Raw genomic sequence first — 21,284 nt, 5'->3', positions numbered from 1 at the left:
TGCAAGTTAGTTTATCTTTCTTAATATTACCCTTGGCCGTCGCTGCGCTCCAATTCAAAATTCCAAATGCAAAATTCCAAAATACAGCGCTTTTGAGCTACGTGAGGTACACCAATTATAGGGATAGTTTTAAAACTGGGAATTGAGATTGGTCACTGTACCTGATAATTTTTAATTTTAAATTTTGTGTGACGGGACTATTTATTTGATGATTTGTGATTTTTGAACCTATCTGGCAATTGCCTATCAAAGCATAATATTACCTACAAAAATAAAAAAACGTTCACCTTGATGAATTCGCTTAAGATACTTCTAATAACTAGATGATGCTTGCCATTGGGGATTCACCAAACTTGTGAGAATATGGTCTTGCCATTCCCCATTAATTAAGAGAAAATCCCTGGCATAACCTTCTGGGATAAATCCTAAACGCTTCAAGAGTTGACCACTACGTTGATTGTGGGGCATATAATTTGCCATAATACGGTGCATTTTTAATACTTGGAATAAATAATTATTCGCTGCGGTTAATGCTTCGTGCATATATCCTTTTCCTTGCTGGGTTTCAGCAAGACTGTAGCCAACGGTGCAATATTGGGCAGCACCACGGACAAAGTTATGGAAGTTAATTACACCAATGACTAGATGGGGAGAAACTTTTGGCACTATCAATAATCTCAGAGAGCGATCGCGCACAAATTCCCATACACTCATTTCTACTTGATTTTGCCAATACTCTTCTGTGAAAAAACCTGGTTGCCACGTCGGGTAAAAAGGTGTCAAATAGGTTTTATTGTCTGTGAAATATTGAATAATGGCGGGGATATCCTCTGGAGTCCCTAACCTCAGAATTAAGCGTTCTGTGGTGATTATAGGTAGTTCTAATTCCATGCAATTATGTAAAATTACATAAAGTTTAATTGAGAGTTGCTGAAGAAAAATCTACCATAAAGGTAAAATAAGTATTCTAAATATCATGTCATGTTTAATTTAGTGGCGAAAGTATAGGTAAGGGCAGGGGATAGGGAACAGATTTGTAAACCTTATTTGGTAATTCCTGAATTTCCTCACCTATTTGGCTATTGCGATAAAATCCGTAAGGTGGCTGTAAGGGAAAAACTTGCATCCTGAAAGATGGGGAAAATTGGTGTCAAGAAATCGACTATATACTTGCACCAGGAAAAACCTCTTGTAAATCCAGACTATCAGAAAGGACACAAATGTCGGTAGGAATTCGCTACGATTGGCAACAGGCAGAAATTCAAGAAATTTACAACACGCCATTACTAGAGTTAGTCTATCAAGCGGCAAGTGTACATCGTCAGTATCATCACCCCAGACAGATTCAAGTTTGTAAATTGATATCAATTAAAACTGGTGCTTGTCCTGAAGATTGTAGTTATTGCGCTCAGTCTTCCCGCTACAAAACGGAAGTAAAACCGCAAGGATTGATGGATAAGGAAACCGTGGTGAATATTGCTCAACAGGCAAAATCAAGCGGTGTGAGTCGTGTCTGTATGGGTGCTGCTTGGCGAGAGGTGCGGGATAATAGTCAGTTTGAGCAGGTTCTGGAAATGGTGCAGGAAGTCACGAACCTGGGTTTAGAGGTGTGTTGTACCCTAGGGATGTTGACCCCCAATCAAGCGAAGCGTCTAGAAGATGCGGGTTTGTATGCCTATAATCACAATTTGGATACTTCTGAGGAATATTACAGCACAATCATCACTACTAGAACCTACCAAGACAGGTTAAATACAATTAATCATGTGCGACAAACTCAGGTAACGGTTTGCTCTGGGGGGATTTTGGGATTGGGTGAAACGGTGGCAGATAGAATTGCGATGTTGCAGACTTTAGCGAGTTTACAGCCCCATCCTGATTCTGTACCAATTAATATTTTGTCCCAGGTTGAGGGTACACCCTTGGAAAATCAGCCAGATGTTCCTGTATGGGATGTGGTGCGAGCGATCGCCACTGCCAGAATTATTATGCCAGCTGCGGATATTCGCTTGAGTGCAGGTAGGGCAAGGTTATCCCAGGTTGAGCAAGCTTTTTGCTTTATGGCAGGAGCAAACTCGATTTTCTCTAGCGAGAATGGGCATATGTTGACGGTGACGACTCCTTGCCCAGGATATGATGCAGATGCCCAAATGTTGAATTTGTTGGGTTTAGAAATGCGTCCACCCGCTTCTGTACGACAAAAAGCAGTTGTGGAAGCAAAATAATTGGGTAGGGGAAGAGAATGGGGTAGGAAGAATTTCTGATCTATTCCCAATTCCCTTTCACCCATTAACGACTACAGCAATTTGATGGAGCGTAGACCAAATAATAAACCTACTGCTAACCCAAAAAATGCGCCAATAAAGAGAATGTAAGAAACTACGCCTAACATAAGATGTTGCTCCAGTTTTGTTGACTAAATATATTTAGTCCTCAGTTCTGACTAATTAGTCAATAGGTAGGGAAAATTTAGTTGAGAAAGGTGTCTAAATTGGGGATTTTTACCCAGGAAGAATGCTCATGGGAATTGTGTGCTAAGTCCATGAGTAGCTGAGAATACACACCATCCCGCAGGGAAGGAATAATTTCTCTACCATTATTGATTGCTTCCACCCAATTATCAACAACCCTCAAAAATGCTGAAACCCTACCATCACTATGGTTTTCCGGGAATAATAATCTGGGGGGAATTTCAATTTCGCTCAGGGGTTTACCAGGTGGAGCAGCCCAAACACGGAAGCCGTGAATGTAGTCTTTTTGGTTCTCACTACCCAGAACTAGAGTACCGCGATCGCCATATACTTCAATCCAATGGGGACGTGGTGCATGAACTACAGAGCTAATGGTTAATTGACAGGGTGTACCATCTGCCAACTCCAGCATTAACATACAAGTATCATCACTATCTACAGATTTTAATGCTCCCGTCTGGGCATCGGGTCGTTGGGGAATGGCAGTGCTAAAATGGGCACTCAAGCGACTGACAGCACCAAATAGCCAATAAATATAATCAAAAGCATGGGAACCGAGGGAACCCAATGCACCCCCACCCAATGCTTTTTGAGAATACCAGTTCCAGGGACGACTGGCATCTGCACGGGAAGCACCTAACCAGTCAATTCTAATTAAGCGGCGATCGCCTACATATCCCTGGGATAGTAATTCTTGAAATAATAGCCAAGCTGGCACAAAACGAAACTCAAAATCAACAGTAGCTACTAATTTTTTTGCCTGGGCAAGTAGGTATAATTCCTGGGCTTCTTGAACATTTAAAGTTACTGGTTTTTCCAACAATAAATGCTTCCCTGATTCTAAGACTTGCTTTGCCATCTCGTAATGGGTGAATGGGGGGGTGGAAATACTCACCGCATCTAATTCCGGTAATGCCAGAATCTCCGTCAAACTATCACTAAAACAAGGAATATTATACTTACTGGCTATTTTTTTTGCTGTCTCTAATTCACGGTGATATACAGCTAAGATTTCTGTTCCGGGATGGGATTGGAAGGCAGGAATATGTACTTTTTGCCCAAAACCTGTACCAATAACTGCGACACGAAGCATAAATTTTATGGCTAATGGCTACAAACAAATACAAAAAATTTTATCGCAAAAACCGAATTGTTAAAGGGTAACGAAAATACTTACCATTGTAAGCTTTAATGGCGGCAAAACTAATAACGCTTAATTGCAAGACAAAAATGAACCCACCAATCACAAACAAAGTTTTAATTAGTGTATCAAAAATTGTTGTCATTTCTTTACTTGTCACATAACTAGTGAAAGCTGCACCGCAAGTTGTGGCAACAAGAAATAGAGAAATAATCACCACAATCAGAGTATATACTGTGAGTGATAGTTGAAAGTTTAAAGATTCTTTTCCTTGAAAATCAATCCATTGGTCTTGATGTTTTTTCCAATTCCAAACTATTAAGGGCGCGAGAATATTCAAGAAGGGTAAATAAATAGGAATCCCAAACCAGATTAAAGCTGCTAGGGGTATCCAACAAAGTCCAGAGAGATGACACAGCATTGCCCAGGTGCGTATTTGCTGGTTGTTTTTTTCTCTCATGGCTGTTAATGTTAGTGATAAATTGATAAACTAATTTTCCATCTTTTGCCGAAGATAAACTAGTATTTTTTTTACTTAAAATTCATCAGAAAGAGAAAAAGTGAGATTTCCGAAAAATCCACAACCAAAAAGTTAAGAATCGTAAATATTTTTCCGTATATAAGTAATATTTAAGGACTTACCCTAATTGTCACAGGTAAGTCCTATAGCCGATTTCACAATTTAGAGGGTGGTACAATACCACTTCTAGACAACCCCGCATCGATTTGTCGCAAAATTTTAAATTCTTCCTCTGGCAAAGCATGGTAAGGCAATTTTCCGATAGTCGCTTCCCTTTCCAAAAAAGAAAATGCTTGCCGAAATTCTTGAGGTGTGGCGTTGAGAGGTGAATCGAGATGACAGGGAATAATCCGTTGAAAGTCCCATTTTGCAACTTTTTCCACCCAGTTGAGGGTTTCTTGAGGGGCACGGTTGAGAATTAATGCTTGGAGGATGGGAGCAACAAATAGCCTACCATTTCCCCGTAAATCCGCAAACGCTCTTTCCCAGTTTGGTTGCCATTGGAAAGGATACAAACCAAAATATGCCTTAGGGGAGCGATCGCCAGCTTGAAATGCATCTCGAAATACTTGACTCCATCGCTTAATTTCCAAAACACTGGGGCGAAAATACATGGAAAATAAAGCTATTCTTTGCCATCCCTTACAGCGATTTGCTTGATTATCTGGAATAATATCCGTGGCGCTATCCTTAGCATGAAATAGTAGGGGATAGGGTTCTAGCTGAATAATTGCAGGAGCTGCTTCGGGAATTGCCACAACTGAATCTGTGACTAGTAAGGTGCGCGATCGCCTGTGGAAAAATGCCACCTCAGAAAATTTTCCTAAATTCAAGTCAATCGCCTCTAAAATTTCATAATCAAATTCCTCCCCAAAGGGTGCTTGCTGACTATCATCTGGTAGCACCTGGGTACGTTGACTCGGTAAACCCAACCAACTCAAGGGCAAATTGAGGGGAAAACTCCACTGATTAGGGGCAATAAATACCTTTGCTTGGGGAAAATGTCTGGCAAAGGGACCGACAAAAACTTTATGCTCTAAGCCAGAAATAGTTGGTAAAACTATGTATTTTACATCTCCATGCTCTGCCACTAATTCCTTGACTAGGTGAATACATTCAGCTGTGGGTGCAACGGGTGCATAGACAAACAAACCTCCCCCATACAGCTTCACAACAGTCATCCGAATCGGAACTACTACATAAAATATGCCTTGAACTTGGTCAAAAGTCCAAATCGTATCTTTTACTACTTCCTTGCGAAGAGTTCGCCGTTTACTAAAGGGATAAATCGGTAAGGTGAACCAAAAAAACCATGAAAAGTCCTGATTTTGAAAAATTCCTGCTTCCTCAGTCACTCTCAGACTCCTTGCAAATTCCCAATCATTCAACTATTTTCATTTGACCTCGAAAAGAGGGACTTTAGCAAATTCTTGTTCAGGATACAAATTTTAAGATTAGGGTTTGGAGAAGCTTTAGATTTTCAATTGTGGATTTTCCATAAAAATCAGAAGCTTTAAATCGATGAAAAACTATATTCTCATACAGTTGCTTTGCTATTAATTCATCACATATACGCAACTATCCTAAGTAGGATAAACTCAACAATCAGCATCTACCCTCAGAGGCATTTTTATTCAATTTTGCTTGATATTTGCGTTATCTTTACTGCTGGTATATTTTATTACATACTGCTTTTGTTGTGTGCAAACAGTTGCTGAATAAGCGTTTTGCTTCTGGGTGTATCTCCAAAATTTCATGTGGGCGATCGCTATAATATTAAGTTTTCGTGACAATTCAGAAATAATACTGATTAAGTACATATTTTTTTTACAAAAAATCTATGCATCAGTCTACCTTGAAAAACAAAAATTAAAATAACCTTGAGTTTTTTTACACAAATTAACAATAATCTAAATAATCAAATTCTTTGCATCAGTTTTATTTATTCTGAAATCATAAAGTGCTGCTATATCTAGCATGGGAGTATTCAACCCTGGGAAAAGGGAATGGGTAAATATTGACTTCCACCTCTTCTGATGTGTCTTAATTAGTCGTTGTTGCTTAATTTATTACTTTGGAGTTATTAGTATAAAACTATACATTGTATCGTACGAATGTGTTTATTTATATGTTTCTATCGTGAATTACGGTTGTAAAAAATTACATAAAATAGAAAAATAATAATTACAAAGTTCTTATGAATTCCAAAGTTTTTACCTCAAATTACCTAATGACAGAAAAATATATACTGTAACATTTTCTGATTTAAGGAGTGATAAAAACTAAAAGAATCAAAAGACATCTGTTGCAGGGTATGAGTTTTCAGGCGTGAATATTGATTTTATCTATTCATTTCATAGATGAAATAATAAAGTTTGTAGCTTGGCTATCTTCAAGCATTTTTAGAATTATTCAGTTTCAAATAACTTCAGTTTTAAGTCATATGCATATGACTTATGAATTTAGGTTTTTTCTCATCATGAAAAACTAAGCTTAGTATAAAGATTTAGCTTAGAGGTTATTCACTCTACTGACATAACATAAGCTTGTTTTTACAAGCAAAAACCTATACAGAATAATCATAATTCTGCTATAGAACACCACCTGATTTTTGAATCTCATTGTTAGGTTATATGGGTATAACTCAAAGTTTACGGTTTTTTTGCATTGCAAATTTGGTCATAAAACATTCTAAAATATGAGCTTCTACTCAAAATCAAATATTATTTCTTATCACTTTACATTATTCTTAAAACATAATTTTGTGTTTAGTTAATACTGTTTGTGGTACTTGAAATATTATTACTTTCATTCTTTTCTGTGAATAAAATCGACAAATCTTGATTTTTTGCCAAAATTTCAGAATTATATTACAAACGATATGCAAAAACTTTTCTTCCCAGAATTATACTCACCCTTCCCATATCAAGTTAATAAACATGTTGATGTTTTAGCTGACTATGCCATTGAATGGATTTTACGTTTCAATTTGCTGACAGATGAATTAGCATATCAGCGTTTCTTAAAATCTAAGTTTGCGTTACTAATGTCAGGGGCACATCCCTATTGTGATCTAGAAGAATTAAAGATTGCTCATGATTGGATTAGTTGGATACTAATGTGGGACGATCAGTGTGATATGTCTGAAATAGGCGAACAACCATTGTTGATAAAATCTTTCCATAAAAGATTCCTTGAGGTGTTAAAAGGTGCAGAAGTTACAACTAAAGATGTACCCCTTTCCCATGCTTTACATGATTTAAGGGAAAGAATGCTTCCAATGACAAACCAAAAATGGTTTGATGGTTTTGTGAAGACGGTTGAAGACTACTTGAATGGTATGCTTCAAGAAGCTATAAATCGTACTAATAAAATTGTCCCAGATGTTGAAGGCTATATCAAATTACGCCAATTAACAGGGGCTATGGAACCCCTAATTGAGTTAATAGAATTTTGCGATCACTTACAAATCTCTGATGAAGCTAGAAATAGTAATTACCTCAAAGAACTCAAAATTATGACAAATAATATTGTTTGCTGGTGTAATGATATTTTTTCTGCACCTAGAGAGATTGCAAGCAATGAAGTTCATAGCTTAGTACTAGTGTTACACCATAAACATAAACTCAGCTTTGATGAGTCTATGCAAACAACTGCTAAGATGCATGATCAGCAAGTAAACTCGATGATTGCTTTAGAAAAATACCCACCAAATTTTGGAGTTTTAGTAGATGCAGAAGTACTAAAATATGTTAATGGAATGCATCATTGGATAAGTAGTAGTATGAATTGGTATTCTCATACTGCTCGGTATCATACTACAGAAAAGCTAGATGTCGTTATTTCTTAAGCATAGACAGATATCAAATATTTGGTATATTTTTTGTGATTTAATATGCTATTTCTAAATAGTGTTTGGCATTTTTAATTACTCTAAAAATATATTTTCGTTAGTTGAAATAGTACGAAATATTTTTGCTGTTTTAATAGCTACTCATATTTAGAAATAGATTATTTTTAGCTTACTGTTAATTATCAGTGATTTTTTAATATATTAGAAGACAAAATTTACTGATAGTGAATTTAAATAATCAAAAAAAACTCAAATAAAAATACTTTTCTCTATAAAATAATGAAACCTATTAAAAAAGTTTGTGTAATTGGAGCTGGAGTTAGCGGTTTAGTAGCTGCCAAAACTTTCTTGGAAGAAGATTACGATGTAACTATTTTTGAAAAACAAAATGATTTAGGTGGTGTTTGGGAAAAATCAAAAAGATATTTAGGATTAGGTCTTCAAAGTACTAAAGATACCTATGCTTTTTCCGACTATCCCATGCCCGAATCATATCCAGAATGGCCAAGTGGTGAGCAAGTTAAAAATTATTTACAATCCTATGCTCAGTATTTTGGAATTCTAGAGAGAATTCAATTTAACTCACAGGTTATTAAACTCGAAAAGATAAATCATACTAGTTCAGGTTGGGTTGTCAGAACTTTATGCTTAGATATTGAGATTGGACAAAGAATAGAGAATAATTATTTCTTTGACTTGGTTCTAGTCTGTAATGGAACATTTAATATTCCTAATAAACCCCTTATCTCAGGTGCTAATGAGTTTATCAATTCTGGAGGGAAAATACTACATTCCACAGAAGTGAATGAAATATCTTTACTAACGAATAAACAAGTTGTCATTGTCGGTTTAGGTAGATCAGCTACAGATATAGCTAATTTGGCTGCAAATGTAGCAAAAAAATGTACTTTAGTTTTTCGTAATCCTTCATGGAAAATACCTAAATTTTTCTTTGGTTTTATTAATTTTAAATATATTCTTTTAGCAAGATGGTCTGAAACTTTCATCCCTTACCATAGTTTGCAAGGAATAGAAAAAATATTACATACTTATGGGAAGTATATAGTATCATTATTTTGGCAAGCACTTCAACAGTCACTGTGTATACAATTTGGCTTATATAATTCTAATTTATTACCAGATAAATCTTTGCAAACATCTTTCAATTGTAATGCAAATTTGGCTTCTGAGGGTTTTTATAAAAATGTTAATTCTAGTAAAATAACTACTTATAAATCAACTATTACAAAATTATCTCCCAATACAATAGAATTAAATGATGGCAAAATAATATCAGCAGATACACTGATTTTTGCAACAGGATTTTGCCAAAATATTTCGTTTTTGGAAGATTATTACCGTACCTTGATTGTAGATAACAATGGTAATTTTAATTTGTATCGAAATTTAATTCATCCTGATATACCTGATATAGGTTTTGTTGGATACAATTCTAGCTTTTTTTGCCCAATTACATCAGAAATCGGCTCTTGGTGGTTAAGAGATTACTTTAAAGGCAATTTAAATTTACCTTCCAAAGAAGATATTTACCGAGAAATGGAAGCTGAGTTCTATTGGAGACAAAGAAACTGGCGTTATGGAAAATATAATGGAACTTGTGTTGCCCCATTTAGCTTTCATTATATTGAACAATTGATGAAAGATATGGGTTTACAAATATATGATTCTGGATGGAAGAACTTTAAGCATTTTTTTGCGCCAATAAATTTTTCTCATTACAGAAAAGTATGGCAGAAATCTCAAGTAAACAAACACCTATCTTCAGAGCAAAAGGAGATTAATAAGGAATATACCAAGAGCATATAAATTTATCACTCTTTCCAAGTAATCTCCACTGTGTGACTTTTCTCCTCCTAGAAATATTAATTACTAAGATCTATTCACTCACATCATAATCGGAAGTTCAATTATAAACTCTGAACCTTCACCAAGAGTGGACTCACATAACAATAACCCGTGATGCTTATCAACGATAATTTGATAACTAATAGCTAATCCTAATCCGGTACCGCTTCCCACAGGTTTAGTTGTGAAAAAGGGATCGAAAATTTTCTGCCTGATATTCTCACTGATTCCCGAACCGTTATCAGCAATAGCAACTCTGACGGTATTAGTATCCTTCATTTCTGTGCGAATAGTAATCCTGGGTAGGTAATTACTGACGGATGGATTCCCACTTCCACTGACATTCTCTTTTAAACCCTTTATTACGGAATCTTCTACTGCATCAATTGCATTACTTAAAATGTTCATAAATACCTGATTTAATTGCCCTGCATAGCAATTAATTTCCGGTAAATTTGTGTATTGTTTCACAACTTGAATTTCTGGAAGAATACTTCCAGTAGAAGATTCCGTTTTACCCTTTAAGCGATGTTGTAAAATCATTAAAGTACTATCAATTCCCTCATGGATATCTACAGCTTTCATATCTGACTCATCCAAACGGGAAAAATTGCGTAAACCCAAAACAATATCACGAATACGAGTTGCTCCTATTTCCATAGAATCGAGCAACTTGGGTAAATCTGTTAGCAAAAATTCTATATCTATATTTTCAGCAGTTTCTACCACTAAATCTGTGGGAGTAGGATATTCTTGCTGGTAAACTTCTATCATTTCTAACAAATCTTGAACATAATCTCGTGCATGTTTAACATTGCCATGGATAAAATTAACTGGATTATTTATCTCATGGGCAACTCCTGCTACCATTTGACCAAGAGATGACATTTTCTCACTTTGAATTAATTGAGCTTGGGTATTTTGTAACTCCAGTAATGTTTTTTCTAAACATTGATTTTTATCATTTAGTTCCTGAGTTCTGCAAGCTACCTTTGCTTCGAGTGTATGATTATATTCTTCTAAATTTTCTTTTGCTTGTGTCAAATCTTGATAAAGCATCGCATTTTCAAGAGAGATTGCTGCTTGTGTCATCAAGAGATTTAATAATCTGATTCTAGCTTGGGTAAATGCTTTAACTGTAAGATTATTTTCTAGATAGACAATTCCTAACATCTTGCCTTGATTGACAACTGGCACACAGATAATACTCTTAGCTTGCGATAGTCGAATATAGTTTTCACTACCTAAAAATTCTTCTGTTGTGGCATCATCGATTAGTATCCTCTCTCCTGTGCGCTTGACATAGTTAATCATACTCACCGGAACTTCTGTACTTTCCTGAAAGGGTATACCCAGAAACTCAGTTAAAATGACTTGTTGGGAAGAAGTACGACTGAGAGCAGCAATATTAAATTTTGAGCGATCGCCCGAAGGGTGGAGCATAGCTCTATCGCTCGAAGAATGGGGTGTAGCTCTATCACCACTTTCTTGTAATATCAAAACACATTTAGATGCTCCGACATTTTCCATCACTACTGTCATAAAAGTAGAGATGAGTTTATCCAATTCAATTTCTCCAGACACTGCTTGAGAAGCGGTAATAATAGATGCCATATCTAAGGAGTCACTGACAGTAGTATGAGAACCAAGAAGTGTTTGACTTATATTCAAATTACTAAAAGTTTGCAGAGTGTGTAGAGTTTGATGAATAGTAGAAATACTACTTTTTGGACTAGGGAGATTAATTACCTCTTTGTGCAGGATTGGAGAGAGTAACTGTGGATAGCGTTTTTCTAAATCATCAACTTTTGCCTTTGCTCCCCAACGACTATAAGCATAATAGGCTTCAATCATATAGCTTTGAGCTATTTTTTCCTTTTCCCATGTGAGATAGAATTTAGCTGCTAATTCGTTTGCTAGTGCTTCTTCTTGGGTATACTGATTTTCTTTCGCTCCCTGAATAGCGCGATCGTATAACTCTATTGCTTCCAGCTTATTACCTAATACCCGATTTTTTTCTGCCTCTACTAAGTGATATTTATGCAGATAGTTCATTGGTGCGTGTTTTGCCCAATGTTCCATTTTCTCTTGATTGGATTTAATCCTTGATAAAATAGGATTTTTATTTTCTTCTTCTGTGTCTATGTAGATAGCAAGATTGGTTAATGAATCATAGAAATGATAAATTGAGAAGCTTGCTTGTCCAACAACTCCAATTATATATTTTTCAGCCGTAGAAGAATGCTCAACTGCTTCCATTAATTCATTAAATAAGTAGCAAAGTTGTAGTTTCGCTAAATATAAATTAAACAAACCCATAATATCATTTTTTTGTATATGGGTTATATACATTTTTTCTTCATCATATGATTCACCACTCAATTTACAAACATTATCTGCTTCTCCAAGGAGATTTAATACTATTTGATTATCAAGACTACACCATAAATATATAATTTCCTGATTGAGATTATAAATTGAATTAAGATAATTAGAGATTTCCTTTTTTAAGTCATTAAGTTCTTTGCCTACCATGAAAGAGCAAGAAGAATAATGCTTAATCGCATAGGCAGAATATTCTAAATCTCCCACCTCCAATCCTACAACGTAAGCATTTAGCAATGGATTAAGAACTTGTTTTAGGTCTTCATACCAATGTCTAATCACAACATTAAATACAACTAAAACTTTAGCTTTTACTTCTTTGGCATAATTTTTATTTAATAATTCTATAGATAACTTGCCAAACTTGTAACCTGTTTCTAATGTTTCAATTGTGCTACAAAGCATTACTCCATACATCAGATATCCAAATGCAGAAAAAGGAGAATTTCCTTTAATAAGTGATAATTCAACTTGTTTGCATACAACTAATGGAAATATTTCTGGAGTAGCTTGATAGACAAGAGCAACGATAGATGATAGAATTTGCATGCAACCTTTTGCTTTTTCTTCTTGCATTTCAGGTAAATTAACTAAATCTTCTATCTTTTCTTCATGAATGAGCAATCTCACTGATTCCATTGATAATTGTATATCTGTGACACTTGGGTTATCTGGAAAATCGGCTCCTAGTTTATTAAGAATAAATAGTGCTATTCTGATGGCTTCTTTTGCTTGATTTTGTGCCCCGTACAATTGAATTTTTATCTCATAAGCTTTAATACTATCTAATATGTTTTTAGTATCTGATATAATCACTTCAATGAACTTCTCAGCCTGCTTAAATTCTCCACATAAATAGCTTGCTTCTGCGGCTGTTTCATGTAAAGCTAAAGTTAAATTATACTGATATTTCCAGGCTTTTTCTGAAAGTAATTCTATTCCAGTATTTAAATAGTTAAAAGCTGCTTCGTATGCAGTTGAGGTTAAGGCTTTTTTACCCGCGAGTAAATTCATTTCTGCAAGCGATTGCCTTTCTTTCTCATCAACAATTAATAGTAAAGATTGATTGAACTGATTCACTATGAGAAAAATCTTATCTTCTCGTTCTTCTAAGGATGTATCTTGTAATAATGTATGCCCAATTTTCCAGTGAATTAGCTGTTTTTTACTATCTGGAATCAGAGAATAGGCAGCTTGTTGAACTCTATCATGAACAAATTTATATTCCGGAGTCTCTGAATAAATAAATGGATTATTTATTGGAGAATCCTGTAGAGATTTGCCAGCTACAACTAGCTTACTGATTTCATTCTGTGGTATGATTAAACCTTCAACTAAAGCTGACCACAAATCTGAAGCTATTTCTGTATCTGATTTTTGACGAATAATTCCTAGGGTTTTTAAATCAAACTGATTTCCAATACAAGCAGCTAGTTGCAAAATACTTTGGGTATTCTCTGGTAGTTTCTGCAACTGATTTGCCATAAATTCAACAACATCATTAGTTAAAGCTAATGCTTGAATTTTAATTAATTGATATTCCCAAAAACGCTCTTCATAGTTGAATCTTATTAATTCTTCCTGATATAATAATTTAATAAATTGGTTGACAAAAAATGGATTACCTTGGGTTTTAGCAAATATCATTTGTGTCAAGGGAGTAGCATAGGATATGCTGCTATGTAAGGTGTCAGCAATTAACTGATTCAAATCACCTTGACTTAAGCTATTAAGGCTAATTGTCTGAATATTTAAGCCTGACTTTTGAATTTCATTTAGGGTTAAGCATAGAGGATGGCTTTTGCTGACTTCATTATCACGATAGGCTCCTATGAATAGTAAGCTACTGTCCTCTTCAGATTCACTTGTTCCGTTTGTTTGGTGATTTTGACTCATCATTAGTTGGATAAACTGCAAGGATGCGGTATCTGCCCATTGCAAATCATCCAGAAAAATTACTAGGGGATGTTCTTTTTTAGTAAAGACTTGGATAAATCTTTGAAATAGTCGGTTAAAGCGATTTTGAGCAGCACTACCAGATAATTCGGGAGCAGGTGATTGTTCACCAATAATCAATTCTAATTCGGGGATTAAATCCGTAATCACTTTTGCTTGTTCTCCTAGTGCTTGGAGAATTTGTGATTTCCGGTTTTCAATACTTTCGTCAGTTTCTGTGAGTATTTGTTTAATTAAGTCACGGAATGCTTCAACTAGCGCAAAGAATGGGATATCTTTTTGAAATTGGTCAAATTTACCTTTGATAAAGAAACTTTGTCTTTTGAGCATGGGTTTGTGAACTTCGTTCACCACAGCAGTTTTACCCACACCAGAACATCCTGCCACAAGAATCATTTCCTTACAGCCATGGGAAACTCTGTCATAGCTTTGTAGTAAGGTATCCACTGCGGTTTCTCTACCATAGAGCTTTTCGGGGATGAGAAAGCGATCGCAAATATCTTGACTTCCTAGTTGAAAGGGTAAGATTTCCCCAGTACTTTGCCATTGACGGTAGCATTCTTGGAGATCATGACATAGTCCGCGATCGCTCTGATAACGATCTTCGGCATTTTTTGCCATCAATCTACTGATGATTTCCGAGAGAATAGTTGGTACCTTCGGGTTAATTGTGCTAATTACAGGAACTTCTTTGGCTATATGACAGTGAACTAATCTCATGGAATCTGCTGTGTCAAAGGGTAATTTCCCTGTCAAGAGTTCAAAAAATGTCACACCCAAAGAATAAAAGTCAGTACGGTAGTCTATACCCCGATTCATTCTTCCAGTTTGCTCTGGAGAAATATATGCCAAAGTTCCTTCTAAAATATTTGGATTGGTGAGAAATTGAATTTCTCTGGGGAGGAGAGAGGCTATACTAAAATCAATAATTTTAATAACTTTAGTTTCAGGATTAATCAGAATATTATCTGGTTTAATATCTTTATGAATTATTCTGGCTTTGTGGAGTTGCCCGAGAATTTGTATTATCTGAATCGCTATAGGTAGAAAGTCTTGAATTGATAATTCCCTGGTATGCATAGATTGACTCAGGGTTGCCATATAATTCAAGAGGGAAATACCACGAAAATCTTCCATGATAATTGCGTAACCATTACCGTAGGTTTCCAGGGCATAGGATTTAACTACACCAGGAATATCTATATTTTTGGTAATAGTATACTGATTCCGAAATTGCACAATTTCACTGAAGGTAGGATATTCGCTTCGCATGAGCTTGATAATCACGCTTTGATTATCTTCTTTCCGAATCGCGCGACAAACAACGGTTTTAATCCCAGAGTAGAGCTTCTCAACGAAATTATATCCAGGCAGAATATTGAGCTTATCGGTTGGAACTAACATAGTCGGATGATTCTGATATTACCTATAAGGTATTGTTCCCAAAAAAATAAGCAGATTCACCATGATAGAGGCTCTATTATGAATGAGTTGTGAAGCTTTTAGATGTAAGTATTTTTACGATAAACTTAATTTCTAGATATTCTCTTCAATTGTGGCGATCGCAGATTTTTATTATAATCATTTTCATCAACAAATCATGCAAAAAATACAAATATTCTAGGTAAGTTATACATAATAAAAAAATGGAGAAAAATAGTATCTTCTCCATGGAAATTCTCAAAATTGACAATTAGAATAGGTAATTACCTAATTTCCTATCAACTGGATTCTTTCTTCTGGGACACTAGGGGATGTTAGTCTGGAACTAGTCAAACCGACTCCAGCCATTTCTAGAATCTCAGGGATTAAATCTTCTCGTCTCACTGCCATCATGTGTACACCCTGGCAAAGTTGTTGAGCAATTTTCACCTGTTCCGCAGCAATTTTCATCCCTTCTTCTAGGGGGTCTTTTGCCTGAGCTAATCTATCAATTATGTGTTGAGGTATCTGAACACCAGGAACGCAACGATTGATAAATTCCGCATTTTTGGCTGATTTCAACAGGAAGATTCCCGCTAAAATTGGCTTATTACATCCTGCGGCGATGGTATTCATAAATTTATCTAAACGGTCAAAGTCAGTAATTAGTTGACTCTGGAAAAATTGCGCTCCGGCGGCTAATTTCTTTTCAAAGCGACTTTGTAAACCCGACCAACTAGGACATTGTGGGTCTACCGCAGCACCTGTAAAGAGGTCTGTTGCACCATCTGGGAGGGGTTTCTCGTTGTCATCTACCCCTTGATTCAGCTTCTGTATGAGTTGCAATAATCTCACTGCTTCCAGGTCAAATACAGGTTTTGCCTGGGGATGATCGCCCGCCTTTACGGGGTCACCAGTTAATGCCAGGATATTATGGATACCGAGAGCATGGGCACCCATTAAGTCTGCTTGGATACCAATACGGTTGCGATCGCGGCAAGCAATCTGACAAATAGGTTCAATTCCCTGATGTAACAAAATTGCTGATGCTACAAGGGAAGACATTCTGAGGACAGCACGACTACCATCTGTGACATTGACAGCATGAACTCTCCCCTTAAGAGTCGCTGCCATTTGTAACATATGGGAGACATCGCTACCCTTAGGTGGAGCAACTTCAGCAGTGATTAAAAAATTACCTGCTAGGGCTGCACTACGGAAAGAACTTATGGGTAATGGGCTATGATTTTCATGCATAAAATTCTAGACTTGAGATTTGTCTGTATCTCAAATCTAAAATTTAATATGGAAAATTGCTACAGTGGCACGGAATACCCCATTGCTGCTTTCACTTCGGCAAGGGTTTGGTTGGCGATCGCTGCGGCTTTTTCTCTCCCTTCTCGTAACACCGATTCCAAATAGGTTTTATCTGCTCGCACTTCTTGATATTTCTGCTGAATTGGTTGCAGTGCGCTAATCACAGTTTCTGTAAATAGGGGTTTAAATTGTCCCCAACCCATATCCTGACATTCTGCTGCTACCGCTTCCTTAGTTTTGCCGGAGAGTAACATATATAAGGTCAGTAGATTCTGACATTCTGGACGCTCTGGAACATCAAAGCTTAAACCCTTGATGGGGTCAGTTTTACAGCGTTTTACCTTTTTGCTAATCTCGTCGGCAGAATCTAACAAATTAATCCGACTTAATTCCGAGGGGTCAGATTTAGACATTTTTTTGGTTCCATCTGTCAAACTCATCACCCTTGCACCTTCCTTGCGAATCATGGGGTGAGGTAATTTTAAGACTTCCCCAAATTGATGATTAAATCGGTTGACAATATCCCTTGTTAATTCTAAATGCTGTTTTTGGTCTTCTCCCACGGGTACTTGATCAGCTTTGTAGAGTAAAATATCTGCTGCCATCAAGACGGGGTAATCTAGCAAACCAACCCCGACATTTTCCCCCTGTTTGACGGATTTCTCCTTAAATTGAATCATGTCCGTTAACCAATTCATGGGGGTGATACAGTTAAACAGCCAAGTCAATTCACTATGGGCTGGAATATGGGATTGAATGAAAATTGTGGAATAGTTTAAATCGATACCACAAGCTAGATATAACGCGGCGATGGTGTAGGTATCTTCGGCAAGGGTTGCGGGATTGTGGGGTACGGTAATTGCGTGTAAATCGACTACGCAAAAATAATTTTCATACTGACTTTGGGTTTCTACCCAGTTACGAATTGCACCGAGGTAGTTACCTAAATGTAAATTGCCAGTTGGTTGAACGCCAGAAAGTATTCTTTGCCTAGCCATAACTTAGTTAATTTAGTGTTCTCATGTTTCTGCCGCAAATATAGGCAAAAAACTCCTATTATTTTAATGGATTGGGGAATGGGGAAGGAGTAATAAGTAGGGAGTAGAGACGTGTTAGCGTGTAGCTTTGCGACTCAGTTTCTGTAAAAGAGTCTATATCGCGTCTGTAGGGGAGTAAGGGGAAATACTTGACGGTTAATGAGAAAGTATATTATTTTTTGCAAAGGCGATCGCCACCCAATCGTCGCAATTTTCATAACCAATTACCCTAAATCCTGCTTCTGTAAGGGATGTAATTAAATTATCTTCATACTCAGTGGTGAAACCCGATATAATCAAGATGCCGTCTTGACCATGGGTAGAACGTAAAGCCTTGTAATAATCAGCGACTAGAGCTAGATGGATGCGTCCAAACACATTGCCCACGATTAAATCAAAGTCTTCCTGGGGAGTAATTACCGAGACATCTGCAATCGTATTGCCACCCATCCAATGTCCCATCTGACTGCCGCATCCTAAACTACCTCCCATCACGGTGACTTGGGATTCTAGCTGATTGCGTTGTACAGCTTCTTGGGTTGATTGTACAGCCACAGGGTCATTATCTAAGGCTAAGACTGTAGCTCCTAACTTGGCGATCGCGACACTCAAAATTCCAGAACCAGAACCTAAATCTAAAGCATGCATCCCTGGAGAAACATATTTTTCCACTAGTTTCAGAGCTAATACCGTTGCGGGATGTAAACCACTACCAAATGCCAAGGTAGTTTTTAGTTTTAAGATAATATTCTCCTGGGTGATATCTGGGGGGATAACATCATTGGTGATAATTATCAGGCGATCGCCGACACGAATCACAGCATCAGTTTCTGGAATCACTTTTTCTGTGACAACTGCCATTTGTAAATCTGTGCTTAACCCTGTGCGTTGTAAACCAGCTAGGACATGAGATATTGCTTCTGTACGAGAATTACTTTGCATATCATCAGGGATATACCAGCAAATACGATGTGTCCATTCTGGTTGGGAAGCATCTGCCCAGGGTGTCACGGTAATATCGCTGATATAATTAGTATCAGCAAGTATGGTACAGACCCAATCCACAGCTTCATCAGTGGTATGCAAGCTCAGTTCAACAAATGACATATCTTTTTCGGGGGACGGGTCTGAGAATAGTAATCATAGATTATGATATTTGTTGCGATCGCTAATTGCAACAATGTCAGATTTAACAATAGAGATACTTTGCTCAGAAGCGGCAAATTTTTCAGTTTGGGAATCCCAACACTTAGAACCATCACTCTATGGTGTCACAGATGGTAAAGCTGTGGGCACATATTTAGAACATAAATTTAGAACCTATTTACTGGCAAACTATGAGTTTACTGTAGGTAGTTCAGCTAGTGGTATCGACTTTCCGAAATTACTAGTAGATATGAAAGTGACAAGTATCAGGCAACCTCAATCATCCTGTCCTTTCAAATCCGCAAGACAGAAAATCTATGGATTGGGCTACTCATTAATTATTTTTGTCTACGAAAAATTAGATGATAGTGTCAATCGAACTAGTAATTTAAATATTCTACATACAATCTATCTCAGCGCAGAAAGAACAGCCGATTTTCAAATGACTCGTGGAATTCGTCATATCCTCACGAATGAAGGTAATCAGGATGATTTAGTCGCCTTTATGCTGGAACGTAATTTACCTGTAGATGAAATTGAAGCTTATAACATTGCCGATGAAATATTAGCTAATCCTCCCTTGCAAGGGTTCTTAACTATTTCTAATGCTTTGCAATGGCGACTACAATATAGCAGAATTATTGCATATTCTGGTCAGGAATCAGGTATAATTTCTGTTTACAAAGCAAATCCATGAATCAGATAAAACAGAAACATCTCATAGAATATGGTGATTTTCAAACACCCATTGATTTGGCAATGGAAATATGTCAGAAAATTTGTAAATTAGGCATTCAACCACGTATCGTAATTGAGCCTACTTGTGGATATGGAAATTTTATTGATGCGGCATCACAAATGTTTCCATACCTGGAAAAAATTATTGGCATAGAAATAAATTCTGATTATCTCTGTCAATTGCAACAGAATCATCGTCTAAAGAATTATGACATACTGGAAATATATCATCAAGATTTTTTTCAGTTTGATTGGTCTGAGCTAAAACCATATGATAAGTATGAACCATTAATTTTAGGGAATTTCCCCTGGGTGACAAATTCTCAACAAGGTGTAATCTCCGGACAAAATCTACCCTCAAAAAGTAATTTTAATCATTATCAGGGTTTGGAAGCTATTACTGGAAAAAGTAATTTTGATATTTCCGAATGGATGTTAATTAAGAGTATCGAATATCTGCATAAAATTAATGGATATATTGCAATTTTGTGTAAAACATCCGTAGCTAGAAAAATTATCAGCTACACTTATAATCGAGAAATGAAATTAGCATATCTACATGTTTATAAAATCGATGCAAAGAAATATTTTCATGTCAATGTAGATGCTTGTTTACTAGTATGTAAATTTGATTCTGAGTCCTCAAAATATAATTATGATATATTTGACAGCTTGCAAAGTAGCAGCTTTTATCGATTGGGGTATTACAACAAAACTCTGATTAGAGATATGGAAGTATTTGAAGAGGTTAAATCATTATTTAATATCAAGAGCCAAACGAGATGGCGTTCTGGAGTCAAGCATGACTGCTCAAATATTATGGAACTTCATCGAATAGATGATAAGTATATGAATGGATTTAGTGAAATAATAGATATTGAAGATACTTATCTGTATCCTTTATTAAAAGGTTCTGATATTGCCAAAGGTCAGGTATTGAGAACAGACCGCTATGTTGTAGTAACTCAGAAACAAATTGGACAGTCAACAGATGATATCAAAAAATATGCTCCAAAAACCTGGAAATATTTGTCCAGATATTCACAATATTTAGATGGAAGAAAAAGCAAAATTTATCGACAGCATCCTCGCTTCTCAGTATTTGGAGTTGGTGATTACAGTTTTTCTCCCTGGAAAATAGCTATTTGTGGACTTTATAAAAAAATAAGTTTTCAATTGGTGGGTGAGATAGATAATCAACCAACAATCTTTGATGATACAGTCTATTTTCTCAGCTTTGAAAACAAAAAACAAGCCGAAGATACTTTAGAACTGTTGCGATCGCCAACTGCGATAAAATTTTACTCTTCTCTGATTTTCTGGGATGATAAAAGACCGATTAAAGCGAGTATATTGAATAGTTTAGACTTGAATATTCTTAAATCATTGCTCCATACCTCAGAAAGTAATTGTGGCATAAATTGAGATAGGA

Annotated in this window: 14 protein-coding genes; 5 read left to right on the top strand and 9 right to left on the bottom strand. The window is 36.3% G+C overall.

Annotated elements, in window-relative coordinates:
- Window positions 1-312: 312 nt before the first annotated feature.
- Window positions 313-891, bottom strand: a complete 579-nt coding sequence (locus tag IJ00_RS23225) for a GNAT family N-acetyltransferase (protein WP_035157221.1) — start codon at window positions 889-891, stop codon at window positions 313-315.
- 329 nt (window positions 892-1,220) lie between these two features.
- Here IJ00_RS23225 and bioB point away from each other — a divergent pair, with 329 nt between their 5' ends.
- Window positions 1,221-2,225 (top strand): biotin synthase BioB, encoded by a 1,005-nt coding sequence (bioB, locus tag IJ00_RS23220; RefSeq protein WP_035157218.1) that lies wholly within the window; start codon window positions 1,221-1,223, stop codon window positions 2,223-2,225.
- Between the two features lie 71 nt (window positions 2,226-2,296).
- Here the strand turns inward: bioB and petL are convergent, their stop codons facing one another.
- The 4 genes from petL to IJ00_RS23205 form a co-directional block, all read right to left on the bottom strand.
- A complete protein-coding gene (petL, locus tag IJ00_RS27925) occupies window positions 2,297-2,392 on the bottom strand; it encodes a cytochrome b6-f complex subunit PetL (RefSeq protein WP_082127382.1) in 96 nt (31 codons plus the stop codon).
- A gap of 77 nt (window positions 2,393-2,469) precedes the next feature.
- A complete protein-coding gene (locus tag IJ00_RS23215; protein ID WP_035157216.1) occupies window positions 2,470-3,564 on the bottom strand; it encodes a Gfo/Idh/MocA family protein in 1,095 nt (364 codons plus the stop codon).
- Between the two features lie 40 nt (window positions 3,565-3,604).
- Entirely contained in the window at window positions 3,605-4,072 is a 468-nt protein-coding gene (locus IJ00_RS23210; protein ID WP_035157214.1) for a DUF4870 domain-containing protein, read from the bottom strand.
- A 215-nt stretch (window positions 4,073-4,287) separates the two neighbouring features.
- Entirely contained in the window at window positions 4,288-5,487 is a 1,200-nt protein-coding gene (locus IJ00_RS23205) for a DUF4336 domain-containing protein (protein ID WP_035159514.1), read from the bottom strand.
- A 1,526-nt stretch (window positions 5,488-7,013) separates the two neighbouring features.
- Here IJ00_RS23205 and IJ00_RS23200 point away from each other — a divergent pair.
- Window positions 7,014-7,982, top strand: a complete 969-nt coding sequence (locus tag IJ00_RS23200; protein ID WP_035157207.1) for a terpene synthase — start codon at window positions 7,014-7,016, stop codon at window positions 7,980-7,982.
- 282 nt (window positions 7,983-8,264) lie between these two features.
- Window positions 8,265-9,812 carry an NAD(P)/FAD-dependent oxidoreductase gene (locus tag IJ00_RS23195; RefSeq protein ID WP_035157204.1) on the top strand — a complete coding sequence of 516 codons (1,548 nt, stop codon included), beginning with the start codon at window positions 8,265-8,267 and terminating at the stop codon, window positions 9,810-9,812.
- Window positions 9,813-9,890: 78 nt separating this feature from the next.
- On the opposite strand, the gene IJ00_RS23190 is transcribed toward IJ00_RS23195, so the two are convergent.
- From IJ00_RS23190 to IJ00_RS23175, 4 genes are all read right to left on the bottom strand, one after another.
- Entirely contained in the window at window positions 9,891-15,596 is a 5,706-nt protein-coding gene (locus IJ00_RS23190; RefSeq protein WP_035157202.1) for an ATP-binding sensor histidine kinase, read from the bottom strand.
- A gap of 306 nt (window positions 15,597-15,902) precedes the next feature.
- Complete coding sequence (locus tag IJ00_RS23185) at window positions 15,903-16,871, bottom strand: methylenetetrahydrofolate reductase (protein WP_046814901.1); 969 nt, start codon at window positions 16,869-16,871, stop codon at window positions 15,903-15,905.
- 59 nt (window positions 16,872-16,930) lie between these two features.
- The gene (gene trpS, locus IJ00_RS23180) at window positions 16,931-17,929 is read right to left on the bottom strand and encodes a tryptophan--tRNA ligase (RefSeq protein WP_035157200.1); all 999 of its coding nucleotides are present in this window, start codon (window positions 17,927-17,929) and stop codon (window positions 16,931-16,933) included.
- Between the two features lie 195 nt (window positions 17,930-18,124).
- Complete coding sequence (locus tag IJ00_RS23175) at window positions 18,125-19,075, bottom strand: 50S ribosomal protein L11 methyltransferase (protein WP_035157198.1); 951 nt, start codon at window positions 19,073-19,075, stop codon at window positions 18,125-18,127.
- 73 nt (window positions 19,076-19,148) lie between these two features.
- Between IJ00_RS23175 and IJ00_RS23170 the strand changes: the two genes are divergently transcribed.
- Window positions 19,149-19,811: a hypothetical protein gene (locus IJ00_RS23170; protein WP_035157195.1), complete on the top strand. Its 663-nt coding sequence runs from the start codon at window positions 19,149-19,151 to the stop codon at window positions 19,809-19,811.
- The gene (locus IJ00_RS23165) at window positions 19,808-21,277 is read left to right on the top strand and encodes a class I SAM-dependent methyltransferase (RefSeq protein ID WP_035157192.1); all 1,470 of its coding nucleotides are present in this window, start codon (window positions 19,808-19,810) and stop codon (window positions 21,275-21,277) included. Before IJ00_RS23170 ends, IJ00_RS23165 begins: the two co-directional genes overlap by 4 nt.
- Window positions 21,278-21,284: the final 7 nt, after the last annotated feature.

It is taken from the genome of Calothrix sp. 336/3 (assembly GCF_000734895.2).
In the GTDB taxonomy this organism is placed as follows: Bacteria; Cyanobacteriota; Cyanobacteriia; order Cyanobacteriales; family Nostocaceae; genus 336-3.
The sequence above is the reverse complement of the archived record's forward strand: the minus strand, read 5'-3'. Positions and strand labels throughout refer to the sequence as shown.